At 43.9% G+C, this 14,980-nt stretch carries 16 protein-coding genes; 9 read left to right on the forward strand and 7 right to left on the reverse strand.

Translation table 11 applies throughout. The annotated features are described in order from the left end of the window. Positions 1 to 28: 28 nt before the first annotated feature. From H1R16_RS06730 to H1R16_RS06750, 5 genes are read right to left on the reverse strand one after another with little or no spacing between them, the layout of a single operon-like run. The gene (locus H1R16_RS06730) at positions 29 to 910 is read right to left on the reverse strand and encodes an LpxL/LpxP family acyltransferase (protein ID WP_181887335.1); all 882 of its coding nucleotides are present in this window, start codon (positions 908 to 910) and stop codon (positions 29 to 31) included. 42 nt (positions 911 to 952) lie between these two features. Next, positions 953 to 1,213 (reverse strand): phosphopantetheine-binding protein, encoded by a 261-nt coding sequence (locus H1R16_RS06735; RefSeq protein WP_181887334.1) that lies wholly within the window; start codon positions 1,211 to 1,213, stop codon positions 953 to 955. Positions 1,214 to 1,225: 12 nt separating this feature from the next. Further along, a complete protein-coding gene (locus H1R16_RS06740) occupies positions 1,226 to 2,449 on the reverse strand; it encodes a beta-ketoacyl-[acyl-carrier-protein] synthase family protein (RefSeq protein ID WP_181887333.1) in 1,224 nt (407 codons plus the stop codon). 50 nt (positions 2,450 to 2,499) lie between these two features. Continuing rightward, on the reverse strand, positions 2,500 to 3,231 hold the full coding sequence (gene fabG / locus H1R16_RS06745; protein ID WP_181887332.1) for a 3-oxoacyl-ACP reductase FabG: 732 nt from the start codon (positions 3,229 to 3,231) through the stop codon (positions 2,500 to 2,502). 10 nt (positions 3,232 to 3,241) lie between these two features. Further along, positions 3,242 to 4,759, reverse strand: coding sequence for an HAL/PAL/TAL family ammonia-lyase (locus H1R16_RS06750; protein WP_181887331.1), 1,518 nt, complete (start codon positions 4,757 to 4,759; stop codon positions 3,242 to 3,244). A 78-nt stretch (positions 4,760 to 4,837) separates the two neighbouring features. On the opposite strand from H1R16_RS06750, the gene H1R16_RS06755 reads away from it, so the two are divergent. Continuing rightward, on the forward strand, positions 4,838 to 6,085 hold the full coding sequence (locus H1R16_RS06755) for an NAD(P)/FAD-dependent oxidoreductase (protein WP_181887330.1): 1,248 nt from the start codon (positions 4,838 to 4,840) through the stop codon (positions 6,083 to 6,085). A 33-nt stretch (positions 6,086 to 6,118) separates the two neighbouring features. On the opposite strand, the gene H1R16_RS06760 is transcribed toward H1R16_RS06755, so the two are convergent. Beyond that, complete coding sequence (locus H1R16_RS06760; RefSeq protein ID WP_181887329.1) at positions 6,119 to 7,414, reverse strand: phenylacetate--CoA ligase family protein; 1,296 nt, start codon at positions 7,412 to 7,414, stop codon at positions 6,119 to 6,121. A gap of 4 nt (positions 7,415 to 7,418) precedes the next feature. Here H1R16_RS06760 and H1R16_RS06765 point away from each other — a divergent pair, with 4 nt between their 5' ends. The 8 genes from H1R16_RS06765 to H1R16_RS06800 all read left to right on the forward strand — a co-directional run bounded on the left by H1R16_RS06765 (position 7,419) and on the right by H1R16_RS06800 (position 14,120). Further along, positions 7,419 to 7,580, forward strand: coding sequence for a hypothetical protein (locus tag H1R16_RS06765; protein WP_181887328.1), 162 nt, complete (start codon positions 7,419 to 7,421; stop codon positions 7,578 to 7,580). After that, positions 7,567 to 11,052 (forward strand): isoleucine--tRNA ligase, encoded by a 3,486-nt coding sequence (gene ileS, locus H1R16_RS06770; RefSeq protein WP_181887327.1) that lies wholly within the window; start codon positions 7,567 to 7,569, stop codon positions 11,050 to 11,052. The genes H1R16_RS06765 and ileS overlap by 14 nt, the downstream gene beginning before the upstream one ends. Before the next feature lie 73 nt (positions 11,053 to 11,125). Then, positions 11,126 to 11,506, forward strand: coding sequence for a TraR/DksA family transcriptional regulator (locus tag H1R16_RS06775; RefSeq protein ID WP_181887326.1), 381 nt, complete (start codon positions 11,126 to 11,128; stop codon positions 11,504 to 11,506). Positions 11,507 to 11,592: 86 nt separating this feature from the next. Further along, entirely contained in the window at positions 11,593 to 11,835 is a 243-nt protein-coding gene (locus H1R16_RS06780) for a DUF6576 domain-containing protein (RefSeq protein ID WP_228451081.1), read from the forward strand. A gap of 8 nt (positions 11,836 to 11,843) precedes the next feature. Further along, positions 11,844 to 12,044: a DUF2683 family protein gene (locus H1R16_RS06785; protein WP_181887325.1), complete on the forward strand. Its 201-nt coding sequence runs from the start codon at positions 11,844 to 11,846 to the stop codon at positions 12,042 to 12,044. Beyond that, on the forward strand, positions 12,044 to 12,682 hold the full coding sequence (locus H1R16_RS06790) for a lipoprotein signal peptidase (RefSeq protein WP_181887324.1): 639 nt from the start codon (positions 12,044 to 12,046) through the stop codon (positions 12,680 to 12,682). Before H1R16_RS06785 ends, H1R16_RS06790 begins: the two co-directional genes overlap by 1 nt. Before the next feature lie 39 nt (positions 12,683 to 12,721). Further along, positions 12,722 to 13,690: a tryptophan--tRNA ligase gene (gene trpS, locus H1R16_RS06795; RefSeq protein WP_181887323.1), complete on the forward strand. Its 969-nt coding sequence runs from the start codon at positions 12,722 to 12,724 to the stop codon at positions 13,688 to 13,690. Between the two features lie 55 nt (positions 13,691 to 13,745). Further along, on the forward strand, positions 13,746 to 14,120 hold the full coding sequence (locus tag H1R16_RS06800; protein WP_181887322.1) for a hypothetical protein: 375 nt from the start codon (positions 13,746 to 13,748) through the stop codon (positions 14,118 to 14,120). Positions 14,121 to 14,183: 63 nt separating this feature from the next. Here the strand turns inward: H1R16_RS06800 and H1R16_RS06805 are convergent, their stop codons facing one another. Next, entirely contained in the window at positions 14,184 to 14,879 is a 696-nt protein-coding gene (locus tag H1R16_RS06805; protein ID WP_181887321.1) for a YjjG family noncanonical pyrimidine nucleotidase, read from the reverse strand. Positions 14,880 to 14,980: the final 101 nt, after the last annotated feature.

The following is a 14,980-nucleotide window of genomic DNA, read 5'->3' on the forward strand; positions in this document are numbered from 1 at the left end:
TATGCTGTGCATCAAACTTACTGAATTTTCAGTCTATGTCCTCCCAGAAGTCAAAGTAATTGAACCACTGCAATGGATACTTCTTCAGCATGCTTTCAAGATTCTGAACATACGAATTGAGCAATCCCTGTGCGTCACGGTGTTTTACCTGTGCTATGCGGGTGTACAGATGATAGTGCAGATCAGGCTCCTTCATCACATAAACATAGGCCACGGGAACATTCAGTCGTGAGGCGATAAGGAATGGCCCGGCGGGAAATTTAGCTTTCCTGCCCAGCAGATCAGCCTCAAGGAATTTGGAACCTTCGAAATAGCGGTCGCCGGTAAAACAGATGAGTTCGTTGTTTGAAAGCGCTTCGTTAATGGCGAAGATGTGCGACATGTCCTCCTTTATAAAGATGAATTTAACACTGCTTTTCCTGTCGGAAACACTTTCGAGATACTCTTTTATGACGCTGTGCTCCAGATCTGTGGTTACCAAATTGATCTGATAATTGAAATCGATTTCACCAAAGAAGCGCTCTGCAATCTCAAAATTACCGATATGCGCGCTGATGAGTACGCCACCCCTCCGGTCATCCATCATTTTCCTGAGGTGGTCTATGCCGTCGAATTCATAGGTGAAACTGTCACGAAGTCCGGCGCCAATTGCTGTTTTGTCGATAATAGTCTGGCCAAAAACAAAATAGTTCCGGAAAACGCCAATTTTTGATTTCAGTGAATGCCAGCCCAGTCTTTTATTAAAATAATAAAAAACATATCGGTTGCTTTTCTTCAGAAACAGGAAGTACCAGGCCGAAACGAAATAAAGAACTCCATATGCAGTCCTTACTCCTAAATTTTTGATACAAAAAACAAAAATCCTGTAGCCCATTAAGGTCCCACGGGATTTTCCGGTCCATTTTGCCATTATAAAACGAATACAGATCCAAACGGATCTCAGTTTATAGTTTTATGAAACTAACTCCTTTTCGCCCATCTTCTCCTGAATTGCGGTATAGAAATCATCAAAGGTGACCATTCTCTTAAAATCGGCCTCGCCAAGTTTTACACCAAAATTACTCTCAATGATCACTACAAGGTCTATATAGTCCAGACTGTCCAGACCTAAAGTTTGCTTAAGTGGTGCCTGGCTGTAAATTTCTGAGCCATCCACTTCAAATTCATCAATTAAAAAACCGTTGACAATTGAAACAATTTTCTCTCTTTCCATCGTGTATCTTATTTATCTATCAAATTTCTTTACTATCAGGGACGAATTGGTTCCGCCAAAACCAAATGAGTTGGACAAAAATACGTCAATATTACTGTGTGTGGTCTCCCTCACCAAATTAATATTTTTTGCATCATCATCCGGGTTTTCCAGATTGATATTCGGGGCTATAAAACTGTGCTGCATCATGAGTACAGAATACACAATCTCGCTTGCTCCCGCCATCCAGCACTCATGACCCGTCATCGATTTAGTAGAACTTACGGGTATTGAACTTCCGAATATACGGTGAATGGCTTTGGCTTCGTTAGCATCTCCAATAGGGGTTGAGGTTGCATGTGCGTTGATATAGTCAATTTCGTCAGCGGTCATTCCGGCATTTTTTAATGACCGTTCCATGGCCGCAGCCGGACCTTCCACATTAGGAGTAGAAATATGTCCGCCATTGGAAGAGAAGCCATAACCTGCGATTTCAGCAATAATCGGAGCGCCCCGTCTTTGGGCACTTTGCAGACTTTCCACAATAAGCGTAGCTGCACCGCCGCTGGGAATAAGTCCGTCGCGGGCTGTATCGAATGGACGTGAAGCCCTGGTTGGATCATCTTCTCTTGTTGAAAAGACGCCCAAACCGTCAAAACTGGCCATACCGTATTTATTGGTCTCCTGTGCGCCACCGCACACAATAATGTCCTGCAGGCCGCCTTTGATCATAAGGTAGGCCAGACCGAGCGAATGTGAACCGCTGGCACAGGCCGCGCTAACAGTAAGATTAATTCCTTTCAGTGCGAAGATGGTGGAGAGGTTCATGGTGACGGTAGAATTCATCGATTTAAATATCGCACCGGAACCCATAAGTGTGGTGTCCTTTTTCTCGCGGACAATATCGGTAGATTCCACTACAGCCTGAGAGACACTGTCGTTTCCGTACATGATTCCGATCTCATTGGAATCCATAAAATCCTGAGAGATACCGGCATTTTTGAATGCCTCAAGTGTGGCCATATAAGCGTATTCGCTTTCCTCGCCCATACTGATACGCTGGCGGCGGTTCAGAAACGCTTTAAGATCCGGCTTAGGAACAAATCCCGTAAGTCCTGACCTGTAGCCAAAATCCTTCCGCTCCTGGCTGAAAATAATGCCGGATTTTCCGTTATACAGCGAATCTTTAACTTCATCCAATGTAATCCCAAGACAGGAATAAATTCCCATTCCGGTAATTACGACTCTGTTTTCCATCTGAAAGAGTAGTTTTTCTTAATACAGGACCTTTAAATTAGTACTTTTTTTCAGGAATAAATACCACCATTGATATTTATCACCTCACCCGTAATGTATCCAGCCTTGTCCGAGGCCAGAAAGGCGACCAGGTCGGCTACTTCCTCCGCTTCACCAAAACGGTTCACAGGTATAATCTGCTTAAGTTCGTTTTCATCAAATTCCTGCGTCATATCTGTTTTAATAAATCCCGGCGCTACAGCATTTACTGTTATTTTTCTTTTGGCTACTTCCTGGGCGAGTGCCTTTGTAGCACCGATTACCGCTCCTTTTGCAGCAGAATAGTTGGTCTGCCCGGCAGTCCCTTTCAGTCCGGAAACAGAGACCATATTAATAATCCTGCCGTATTTGTTGCGCAGCATTTTCTGTATAAAGAAGTTGGTCACATTAAAGAAACCATTGAGGCTTGTGTTTATTACGCTGCTCCAGTCTTCCGGCTGCATCCACATAAAAAGTCCGTCGCGGGTGATGCCGGCATTGTTTATGATCACTTCTACAACGGCGTCAGGATTTTTGTCCTGCCATGCGTTCAGAACAGACTGGGTTTCTTCATAGTTGGAAACATCAAATTTCAGAATTTCACCTGTAGCTCCCGCCTCCCTTACCTTTTGTAAGGTATCATTTGCCGCTGCTTCGTTGGAAGTATAATTTATAAGTATATGATATTTTTTCGCACTGGCCAGTTTGATACATACAGCACTGCCAATACCGCGCGAACCTCCCGTTACAATTGCACACTTCATACTCTTCCTGTTAGTTGTTGATGAGGTAATTTTTAATTTTTTCTACAAAAGGATACATTACCAGGTCCTCTTTAAATGCGGGGACAATTTCGCGTACCTCATCGTACAGTTTTCTTGTTGATGAAGAAACACGGTCTTTAAATTCGAGATATTCAATAGCCTGAACGATGGTAATCACTTCAATGGCCAGAACTTCGTAAGCATTGTTAATCACCTTTTCGCACATTACCGCTGCATTGGTTCCCATACTTACTATATCCTGATTATCATTATTGTTAGGAATACTGTGAATATACATTGAAGTTGAAAGTGCCTGGTTTTCAGCGGTAGTTGAAACCGCTGTAAACTGTACACCCTGCATCCCAAAGTTAAAGCCGAGACGGCCCAGGTTTACAAACGGAGGCAGGATTTCATTGATTTTTGAGTTGAGAAGGTAGTTTAGCTGTCTTTCGGCCAGCATGGTCAGGCGGGTTACCACCAATTTCAGTTTGTCCATTTCCAGCGAAACATAATCGCCGTGGAAGTTGCCGCCGTGGTACACATGTTTCTCTTCCGGAATGATGATTGGGTTATCGTTAGCCGAGTTAATCTCATCTTCCAGGACCTTCTCCGAAAATTCCAGAGTATCCAGAACGGGTCCCAGAATTTGCGGTACACATCTTAGAGAGTAATATTCCTGAACTTTATCCTTGAATATTTCCTCCTGTGTTTCTTTATTATAAAGATGATCTTCGCGCTTACGGATCAGCTGGCTGTCCCGCAGGTATTCACGCATTTTGCCGGCAACTTTCTGCTGTCCCGAATGTCTTTTGGTACTGTTCAGCGATTCTGAAAAATGATCATCATAAGCCTGCACAATTTCATTGATCGCGCAACTCATCCGGATGCTGAAATCAATGAGTTTTTTGGTATTATAGGAATTGATGATCCCGATTCCGGACATAACCGAAGTCCCGTTCATCAGGCCTATTCCCTCACGGAGTTCAATATTGATAGGTGTAAGTCCCAACTCCTTATAAACTTCCGCAGTTGGTCTTCGTTCTCCTTTATAAAAGACCTCGCCCTCGCCAATGAGTACAAGTGCCAAATGGGCAAGCTGTACAAGGTCGCCACTGGCTCCTACACCACCGTGTTCAAAAATCAGGGGCGTAACATCCTGGTTAATAAGTTCCTTAAGCAGCAATATAACTGACGGATGAACAGCAGATTTTCCCTGTGAAAGGGTATTAAGACGCGCCAGCATTGATGCCTTTGCAGCACGCGGTTTCAGCGGTGTACCTACTCCGGAAGCATGGCTTCTGATCAGGTTGTACTGGAGCTGGTATTTGTCTTGTTCGGCAATACGGTACTGCGCCATTGGGCCGAAACCGGTATTCACACCGTAGATTACTTTTTTATCCGAAAACTCCTTTAGAAACTGAAAACTTTCATCTACCCTCTGGATGAGTGATTCGTCCAGTTCAATCTTCTCGTTATCAAAAATAACCTTCTGAAAGTCTTCAATTTTTAAATTATTAACTAGTCTCATTCAACATGCGCTTAAAAAAATAAAAAAATAGTCCATTTTGACTAAATTTGTCGCAAAGATATTAAAACTATACAAATCATGAATAAAGAAGTTGTGGACGTATTAGTGATTGGTGCCGGGCCTTCAGGCTGTGTATCATCCGCCTGGTTACATAATAATGGTTTGAAAGTAAAAGTAGTTGAGAAGACTAAATTTCCACGCTTCGTGATTGGTGAAAGTCTGATTCCCAGGGTAATGGATCATTTTGAGGAAGCCGGCCTGCTGGATGCACTGAAAAGTCAGAAATTCGAGATTAAACCTGGCGCCCGCTTTATCCGTGGTGAGGAGGTATGCGTCTTTGATTTCAGCAATAAGTTTGGCGAAGGCTGGGACTGGACCTGGCAGGTGCCCCGTGCCGATTTTGACAATGTAATGGCGCAGGAAATCATCAGAAAAGGTGTAGATCTTGAATTTGAATCGGAAGTCACTGATATCCGTTTTGACGGAAGCAATTCCATTACCACAGTAAAAGATAAAAATGGCGACACCAAGGAAATACACGCAAAATTCGTCATAGACAGCAGCGGTTACGGACGTGTTTTACCGCGGCTGCTGGATCTGGAGAAGCCGTCAAGTCTGGAACCGCACTCTTCCATCTTTACTCATGTAAAAGACACCACCCGCGTGCCCGGGCAGGAAGGAACACTAATCTCCTTCGACATCCTGGAGACCGAGGTTTGGCTTTGGGTTATCCCTTTCTCCAACGGAAATACCAGTGTGGGAATCGTAGGACCTACTGATTATATTGACCAACTCTCGCAAAGTGGAAACACGGAAGAAGCTTTGCGCTGCGCTATAAACAAATCCGATTACTACCGCGACCGCTACGGAAAACTGGAATTTTTGTTTGAACCGAGAAGACTTACCAATTATTCGTGCGCAGTAAAGCAACTTTACGGCGACGGTTACGCCCTCACCGGAAATGCTGCCGAGTTTCTGGACCCGGTTTTTTCCTCCGGAATGGCTTTTGCCACCGAGTCGGGAATTCTGGCCGCCAAACTGGCTAAGCGGCAGATAGAAGGAGAAACCATCGATTGGGAGCGCGAGTATTCAGATTACATCCTCTCCGGCGTAAGGGTATTTTCAACTTATGTAAAGGAATGGTACACCGGCAACCTGCAGACCCTGTTTTTCCATCAGCCCGAAAATCCGGACATCAAGAGAAAAATTTGCGCTGTATTGGCAGGATACGTGTGGAACAAAGACAATCCCTTCGTAAAAAAACATGATCACGTAATCCGAAATCTGGCTTACCTCATCGAAAACGAAAAGGAGATAAAACTTTAAAAAGTTTCAGGTTTTTAGCAGAATAACAGAATTCTACAGCCGTAAGTCCAGAAAATGAATGGGTTTGCGGCTTTTTGGATTGTAAACCAGGGCCGTCAGTTCATCTGCCGGAAAGATTTCAATCCTGGGACTTACCCGCAGTTTTGCCCGAAACCGGTCCTTCACTTCACTTAGCAACTCTTCGCAATCCTGTTCCGTACTGATTTTCACAATGATTTCATCAGTTCCGATATCATTGGTGCGTATTACAATCTGATAAACCGTAATTCCGTCAAAGCCATTCAGGATATCGTTCAGCGCCGGTGGATACAGCGTAGTCCCGCGGTATTTGATCATATGCTGTTTCCTGCCTACAACAGGACCCAAACGCATTGTGGTTCTGCCACATCCGCACAGTTCGGAATGAGCTTTCACGAGATCACCAGTCTTAAATCTCAGTAACGGCAAAGCCTCTACTCCCAGGGTTGTTATTACCAACTCGCCTGTGCCGCCTTGCGAAACAGGCTTTTCATTTTCGTCAAGGATTTCGGTGATGATGAGTTCCGGATGTTGGTGCCCGCCCTGCTGCAACTCACATTCCGCGAAGGCAGTGCTCATCTCAGTAGATGCATAGGTGGAAAACAGTTTAATGTTCCATTTCTCAGCAATTTTACGTGAAAGTGCTGAATCAGAAAAATCCTGCTCACGCAAACTTTCGCCAATGCAAACCGCACCGTACACCGAAGAATTTTTATAGTCGATGCCATGATTCTCCGCATATTCAATCATCTTGAGAAGAAAAGACGGCACCGTAATCAACCATTTTGGCTTATAGCGCAGGATGCTGTCCCACTGAAGCTCCGGAATCCCTGGACCCATTCTGATCACACCGGCTCCCATCTTACGCAGTCCCAGGAAATAGGCAAGACCTGCCATAAAACGCTTGTCCACAGTTGTCATCATCTGTACGAGATCACCTTCTTTAATCCCGGCACATGCAAACGAGATCGCCTCGTTATAGGCCAGCCTCTCCAGGTCACTGTCGGACAGCCCGAAAGTAACAGGATCACCCAGCGTTCCGGAGGTGGTGCTGTAATCCACAATCTTATGATTGGGAACACAAAAAAAATCATGGTTAAACTGCTGAAGATCAGATTTGGACGTTAGCGGTATGTACTGCAGATCCTCCAGGGTTCTGATATTTTCAATATCAATTCCATTCTGCGAAAACAGTCGTTGATAGAAAGCTGAATTGTCCTGCAGATACCTCAGGAGCTCTGCGAGCTTTTGCTCCTGCAGGATCCTGATTTCCGCGGGCGATGCGTATTCAATTGATGGATTAAGGTTCAAATTGATGTCTTTAGGAAAAATGTTTTCAAAAATACAGTTTTTTAAGCTGAACAGTGCTAAAAACCTGCGCACTACCCGCGAATTTAATGCCAAAAAACGCTATATTCGCAAACTTAAAATAATTAGGAACATTCTAATTGAACTTACTGAAAATGAAGAAGTTTAACGAATATAAAAACCTGGACCTTACCGCTGTTGCGAGCAGTGTTTCGGAGTATTGGAATCAGCACGAAACGTTCAAGAAGTCAGTGCAGATCCGTGAAGGACAGCCCGAATATGTTTTTTATGAAGGACCACCTTCTGCGAACGGTATGCCCGGCATCCATCACGTGATGGCGCGTGCACTGAAGGATATCTTCTGCCGCTACCAGACCCAGAACGGTAAACAGGTTTTCCGCAAGGCAGGTTGGGACACCCACGGCTTACCTATTGAACTTGGTGTTGAAAAGGAATTGGGTATTACGAAAGAAGACATCGGCAAGAAAATTTCTGTTGAAGATTATAACCAGGCCTGCCGTGATGCGGTAATGCGCTACACCGATGTTTGGAACGACCTTACCGAAAAGATTGGTTATTGGGTAGATCTTGACGATCCCTACATTACCTACGAACCAAAATATATGGAAACGGTATGGTGGCTTCTCAAGCAGCTTTATACCAAAGATTTACTGTATAAAGGCTATACAATCCAACCCTATTCTCCAGCCGCCGGAACAGGATTAAGCTCTCATGAACTTAACCAGCCAGGCACCTACCGTGATGTTTCGGACACAACCGTAGTGGCTCAGTTTAAGGTTAAGAATCTCTCTGAAAAAGCAAAAGAGATTTTGTCCGGCAAAAGGATATCAGCCGAAGACGTTGCAGGGAATACCTGTGGCGGAGCTTTGCATTGGGAAGAATTTGACCAAGAAAACTCAGAAACAAACCAAAAAGATATTCATGTCCTGGCCTGGACCACTACACCTTGGACTTTACCGTCCAACACAGCGCTTGCTGTTGGTAAAGACATTGAATATGTTTTAGTTAAAACCTACAACCAGTATACTTTTGAACCGGTTAATATTATTCTGGCCAAAGTACTTCTGCAAAAGAATTTCGGTAAGAAATATGCCGAAGGAACTGTTGAAGATTTCCAAAACTATACATCAGCAAGCAAAGTAATCCCGTATCAGATCATGTCCGAATTTAAAGGTTCTGATCTGGCCGGCACCGAATATGAGCAGCTTATTCCCTGGTTTTTACCCGCAGAAAGTCCGGAGAACGCCTTCAAAGTAATCGTTGGTGATTTTGTAACCACCGAAGACGGTACCGGAATCGTTCACATCGCGCCCACTTTTGGTGCCGATGATGCGCGTGTTGCTAAGGAAAACGGAATTTCGCCGATGCTTGTAAAAGATGAAAACGGCAATCTGGTTCCTCTGGTAGATCTTCAGGGGAAATTCATAGCGGGAGGGAGCACACCTGAACTTTTTGCAGGTAAATACATCAAAAACGAATATTACGACGCCGGAACCGCTCCTGAGAAATCATGGGATGTGGAACTCGCGATCCTTTTAAAGACTGAAAACAAGGCTTTTAAGGTTGAAAAATATGTTCACAGCTATCCACACTGCTGGAGAACCGACAAGCCGGTGCTTTATTATCCGCTGGATTCCTGGTTTGTGAAGATGACCGCTGTTAAGGACCGTTTGGTGGAACTGAACCAGTCCATCAACTGGAAACCGAAATCAACCGGTGAGGGACGCTTTGCCAACTGGCTGGAGAATGTAAACGACTGGAACCTGTCGAGGTCAAGATATTGGGGTATTCCACTGCCGATCTGGAGAACTGAAGACCTGAAAGAGGAAATCATCATAGGTTCTGTGGAAGAACTGATGAATGAGATTCAGAAATCGATCGATGCCGGACTTATGGACAAAAATCCGTTTGAAGGTTTCGAAACCGGCAATATGTCTGCAGAAAACTATGCTAAGATCGACCTGCATAAGAATATTGTGGATGAAATCATCCTTGTATCCGATTCAGGCAAGGCGATGAAACGCGAATCTGACTTGATTGACGTATGGTTCGATTCCGGCTCCATGCCGTATGCCCAACTGCATTATCCGTTTGAAAATAAAGAACTTATAGACGAAAGAAAAGCTTTCCCGGCTGACTTTATTGCTGAGGGCGTGGACCAGACAAGAGGTTGGTTTTACACGCTGCATGCCATCGGAACTGCTGTTTTCGATTCAGTAGCTTATAAAAATGTAATGTCCAACGGACTGGTCCTGGACAAGAACGGACAGAAAATGTCCAAGCGTTTGGGCAACGCAGTAGATCCTTTTGAAACATTGAAAAAATACGGTCCGGACGCAACGCGCTGGTACATGATTGCCAACGCAAATCCATGGGAAAACCTGAAGTTCGATGTAGAAGGAATAGACGAGGTAAGGAGAAAATTCTTCGGAACGCTTTACAACACCTATTCATTCTTCGCACTCTATGCGAATGTGGACGACTTTACCTATTCAGAAAAGGACATCGAGAACCGGCCGGAAATTGACCGATGGATACTTTCAGAACTGAATCTGCTGGTAAAAGAGGTTTCCGAGTTCTATAATGATTACGAACCTACGAAGGTGGCCCGGGCCATTAATAATTTTGTTAATGACAACCTGAGCAACTGGTACGTTAGGCTTTGCAGAAGACGTTTCTGGAAGGGAGAGTATTCTGAAGATAAAATTTCAGCCTACCAAACTCTTTATTCCTGCCTGGAAACGGTAGCCAAAATTTCAGCTCCCATTGCGCCGTTCTTTATGGACAGGCTTTATCAGGATCTGAACAGCAGCACAGGAAAAAACAAGGCAGAATCTGTACATCTTACAGATTTCCCAAAGGCTGACGAAGCTTTGATTGACCAGGATCTTGTTGAAAAAACACATCTGGCACAGCAAATCACATCGATGGTATTCTCGCTGAGGAAAAAAGAAAATCTGAAAGTTCGCCAGCCACTGCAGAAGGTGATGGTTCCGGTACTGGACTCCAAAACAGAAGCGCAGATTCAGGCAGTTTCAGAACTTATAAAGCAGGAGGTGAACGTAAAAGAACTTGTGCTCATCAACGCTGAGGAAGCTTCACATCTGATAGTGAAGCAAATAAAGCCTAATTTCAAAACGCTGGGCGCCAAACTCGGCAAGGACATGAAAGTGGTAGGGTCACAGATATCTGCCATGACCTCTGAGCAGATAGCCACACTTGAGAAGGATGGAAAGATGACGATTAAAGGTCATGAAATCATGCTGGACGATGTAGAAATATTCACAAAAGACATTCCCGGCTGGACCGTGGCGAGCGAAGGCAAACTTACTGTAGCGCTGGACCTTACGCTTACGGATGAATTGAAGGCCGAAGGAGTTGCGCGCGAATTCATCAACAGGATTCAGAATCTGCGAAAAGAACAGAATTTCGAATTAACCGACAGAATTACTATTAAGATTGAGGAAAATTCACCGTTTGAAGCCGAACTTATTAACAATAATCTGTATATTTCTGAGGAAGTATTGTCAGATAAAATAGAAATTGTAAATTCACTTTCGGTTTTCAACGAAATTGAAATAGATGAAATTAAATTTAAAGTATCAGTAAACAGAATTTGATCGCTTTTGAGGTTCCGGATTTTCAGAATATCCGTTAAAGAGCCTGAAAAGCACCAACTTAAACAAGAAAGTAATGGCAGAAGAAAGACAACGCTACAGCGACACAGACCTGAAGGAGTTCAAGGAACTTATTCAGCAAAAAATAGAAAAAGCAGAAAAAGACTTAATGCTCATCCGGGAGAGTTTCATCAATGACCAGAATAACGGTACCGATGATACTTCGCCCACCTTCAAGGCTTTTGAAGAAGGAGCAGAAACACTTAGTAAAGAGCAAAATGCTATTCTTGCAGGCAGACAGGAAAAATTTGTCCGCGACCTGAAGAATGCGCTTATCCGTATTGAGAACAAGACGTACGGCATCTGCCGTGTTACGGGTAAACTTATTGGTAAGGACCGCCTGAGAGCTGTGCCGCACGCTACACTGAGCATTGAGGCAAAGAATCTGCAGAGGTAAAATGCCATCCGAAAATTAACCGAATAGGTTTGTAATGTGAATAGACGGTGCATTATAAACCTATTTCAATTTAAAAATAATACTGAATGCTGGAAGCCATACTGATTATTGCCGCACTTGCACTTATCATCTATTGCTTCAGGAAATACTCCACCGGAAAATCTGGCGTAAAAAGTGAAAAGTTCACCTCTATAGACGACCGCTTTAATGCAGAAAGAAGAGCACGGGAACTGGAAATTGACCGATTATTGGACAAAATGGGCAGCAACGGTGTCGCGGATCTTTCTGAAAAGGACAGACGAAGGCTGGAGGAGCTTTCAAAGAAATAAAGAATAAAATGGAATCACTAATCGTTCACCCCAAGAACCAGATGGAACTGAACGCGCTGAAAAGCGTGATGAAGGAAATGGGAATTAAATACGAAAAATTTCACAACCGGACTCTGAAGCCAGGTTCTGCTTCCGAAGGAAGATCAGGAAACAAAAAGGCAGGCAGACCTACCGGCAGTTTCAGGGACAAACCAAAGACCGGGGAATAATGAAGAAGATAGCATTCATCACCATCATCATCCTTTTAATTGACCAGATTTCCAAATTTTATATAAAAACCAACTTTCACCTTGGCGAAAGTGTGGATGTAGTGCCGGGTTTTAAACTCACTTTTGTAGAAAATCCCGGGATGGCCTATGGATTTCACTTTGGTGGACTGCTGGGAAAATATTTACTGGTGCTGATCCGTATTTTTCTTATTGGAGGAATGATATACCTGTTCCGTAAATGGCTGAAGCAGGGCGCATCCAATTACCTTTTGATCCCAATGTCAATGATCTTTGCAGGCGCCATTGGCAACCTTATAGACGGTATGTTCTACGGACTTATCTTTGACAGCGGTACCGTATATGACGAAGGCGTGCAGCGCTGGATCGATTACGGCGGTATTTCAAAAGTGGTGGAATTCGGCAACGGGTACTCTACCTTTATGAAAGGTTGTGTGGTGGATATGTTCCATTTCCCGCTTGTAGACTGGTATGTTCCTGCCGAATGGCCCATAATAGGAGGCAAACACATTGAGTTCTTTAAATATATATTCAATGTTGCCGACGCTGCCATCTCCGTAGGAGCTGTGTTCCTTCTTATTTTCCGAAAGAAGGCCTTTCCTGAAGGACTGGACTTCTAAACCGCCATACTTTATAGTTCAATCTTAATTACTGTTTCAATGTCAAGAATCCTAACCGGAATCCAGGCTACCGGAACGCCCCATTTGGGCAATTTACTCGGAGCCATCATTCCAGCTGTCGAACTCTCCAAAAAAGCGGAGAACGAGTCTTTTCTGTTTATTGCGAACATGCACTCGCTGACGCAGATAAAAGATGCTGAAGAACTGAGAAGAAACACTTACGAAATTGCGGCTGCCTGGTTGGCCTGCGGACTGAATACCGACAAAACTTATTTCTATCGCCAAAGTGATATACCGGAGGTTTGCGAACTTTCCTGGTACCTGTCCTGCTTCTTCCCGTATCAGCGCCTTACACTTGCACATTCATTTAAAGACAAAGCAGACCGTCTTGCCGACGTGAACGCCGGTTTATTTACCTATCCTGTGCTTATGGCCGCAGATATCTTGCTCTACGATGCCGAAGTAGTACCAGTAGGCAAAGATCAGCTGCAACACCTGGAAATGGCAAGAGATATGGGCGCCCGATTTAATAATCAGATGGGTGAGGTTTTTGTGCTGCCGCAGGCTGAGTTGCAGGAGGACACCAAGTATGTTCCCGGCATCGATGGCCAGAAAATGTCCAAATCCAGGGGGAATATAATCAATATATTCCTGCCGGAAAAACAGCTTAAAAAACAGATCATGGCCATTGAAACGGATTCCAGATCGCTGGAGGAGCCAAAGGATCCTGCGACGGACAAAATTTTCGCCATCTATAAGCTGATAGCAACTCCGGAAGAAACTTCAGCACTTGAAGAAAAGTACCTGGCAGGTAACTTCGGTTACGGACATGCAAAAAATGCCCTCCTGGAACTTATCCTGACCAAATTTGCGCGTGAAAGGGAACTTTTCTCTTATTATATGAACAACCTGCCGGAGCTGGATCAGAAATTGAAGGAAGGCGCGGAAAAAACAAGGAAAATTGCCGCAAATACACTGCAGAGAGCCAGGCAAAGCCTGGGCATATAAGTGTCCGGGAACGACTAATATCTATCTTAAAAATAAAAAATAACTAAAACCCTTAATGAAAACAAAAAATCTACCTTTTCTGATCTTAATCGGAATGTCTTCCGTATCCTGTGCAACTATACTAACAGGTACAAGTGATGATGTGTCATTCAAGTCTGAGCCGGCTGGTGCTACGGTATTTGTAAAAAATATTGAAAAATGCCAAACCCCATGTATTGTCAGCGTACAGCGCACACTATCCAAGTCTACCGCTGAGATTAAACTCGACGGATATCAGGATCAGAGTGTTAAACTTGAAAAAACCTTCAATCCGGTAAGCCTTGTAAACATCCTTATCGGGGGCGCTATTGGCGTGGCTGTAGATGCTGCAACAGGCTCTCTTACGAAATACCAAAAGAAAACCTATGAGGTAAAGATGGAAGCTAACTAACAACCTTTATGCTTAAAAAAATATCCTTTCTTTCGGAAGGATATTTTTTTTTGGTAAAACATTCTAAAGCAGCTGTTTCAATTCGGACAGATGCTGTATCACCACTACACCGTCTGCAGTATATTTATCATCAAATACATCAAAGAATATCACCTTCAGGCCAAATGCTTTTCCTCCCTCCACATCGGCCACCCAGTCATCACCGATCATCATAGATTGATCTACGCGGGCGCCCGCTTTATTTAATGCATGGGCATAGATTTCGGGATTTGGCTTACGGATGTTAAGCTCATCGGCACTGGTAATGGTTGCAAAGTAATTCCTGATGCCGGACAGTTCGCATTTCCTGTGAGTAACTTCTTCAAAACCATTGGACAGGATGTGCAGGGTATAGCCTTTATCAGACAGATATTCCAGGAGCTGAAAGGTGCCGTCCACCAGGTCATTATAATTCAGGATCTCATCCAGGAAATTATGCTCGAATACCTGCGCCAATTCAAAATCGTCTATACCAAAAAATAGAAATGAATCGTAGAAACGGTGCTTCCTGAGATGCTCCTTATCAATCTCGCCGTCGCGGATCTGGGCCCAAAGTCTTTCGTTGATCGTAAAATATTCTTTATGGAATTCTTCGAAGCCTATACTGTAGCGCTCCTGTACCCTTTCCCTGGAATAAATTTCCTTTAAGGTAAGGTATGCGTTTCTGCGGTGATCCCACAGGGTATTATCGAGGTCAAAAAAAATGTGCTGCATTTTCATACAGCACAAAATTAAGGTTTTGAAATCAGTTTCGTGAAACTGCTACCATTTTAGTTGCGGTCTTAAGGACAGCAATGCTTTTTGAGAAGCTAAGAAGAAAG

This window comes from Marnyiella aurantia (assembly GCF_014041915.1).
Lineage (GTDB): Bacteria > Bacteroidota > Bacteroidia > Flavobacteriales > Weeksellaceae > Marnyiella > Marnyiella aurantia.

What these genes read in the sequence shown, in the direction of transcription:
- H1R16_RS06740 (WP_181887333.1), bottom strand. Translation starts at nt 2,449, where the DNA reads ATGGAAAACAGAGTCGTAATTACCGGAATGGGAATTTATTCCTGTCTT.
- ileS (WP_181887327.1), top strand. Translation starts at nt 7,567, where the DNA reads ATGAAGAAGTTTAACGAATATAAAAACCTGGACCTTACCGCTGTTGCG.
- H1R16_RS06780 (WP_228451081.1), top strand. Translation starts at nt 11,593, where the DNA reads ATGCTGGAAGCCATACTGATTATTGCCGCACTTGCACTTATCATCTAT.
- trpS (WP_181887323.1), top strand. Translation starts at nt 12,722, where the DNA reads ATGTCAAGAATCCTAACCGGAATCCAGGCTACCGGAACGCCCCATTTG.
- H1R16_RS06775 (WP_181887326.1), top strand. Translation starts at nt 11,126, where the DNA reads ATGGCAGAAGAAAGACAACGCTACAGCGACACAGACCTGAAGGAGTTC.
- H1R16_RS06735 (WP_181887334.1), bottom strand. Translation starts at nt 1,213, where the DNA reads ATGGAAAGAGAGAAAATTGTTTCAATTGTCAACGGTTTTTTAATTGAT.
- H1R16_RS06805 (WP_181887321.1), bottom strand. Translation starts at nt 14,879, where the DNA reads ATGAAAATGCAGCACATTTTTTTTGACCTCGATAATACCCTGTGGGAT.
- H1R16_RS06730 (WP_181887335.1), bottom strand. Translation starts at nt 910, where the DNA reads ATGGCAAAATGGACCGGAAAATCCCGTGGGACCTTAATGGGCTACAGG.
- H1R16_RS06755 (WP_181887330.1), top strand. Translation starts at nt 4,838, where the DNA reads ATGAATAAAGAAGTTGTGGACGTATTAGTGATTGGTGCCGGGCCTTCA.
- fabG (WP_181887332.1), bottom strand. Translation starts at nt 3,231, where the DNA reads ATGAAGTGTGCAATTGTAACGGGAGGTTCGCGCGGTATTGGCAGTGCT.
- H1R16_RS06800 (WP_181887322.1), top strand. Translation starts at nt 13,746, where the DNA reads ATGAAAACAAAAAATCTACCTTTTCTGATCTTAATCGGAATGTCTTCC.
- H1R16_RS06750 (WP_181887331.1), bottom strand. Translation starts at nt 4,759, where the DNA reads ATGAGACTAGTTAATAATTTAAAAATTGAAGACTTTCAGAAGGTTATT.
- H1R16_RS06790 (WP_181887324.1), top strand. Translation starts at nt 12,044, where the DNA reads ATGAAGAAGATAGCATTCATCACCATCATCATCCTTTTAATTGACCAG.
- H1R16_RS06765 (WP_181887328.1), top strand. Translation starts at nt 7,419, where the DNA reads ATGTCTTTAGGAAAAATGTTTTCAAAAATACAGTTTTTTAAGCTGAAC.
- H1R16_RS06785 (WP_181887325.1), top strand. Translation starts at nt 11,844, where the DNA reads ATGGAATCACTAATCGTTCACCCCAAGAACCAGATGGAACTGAACGCG.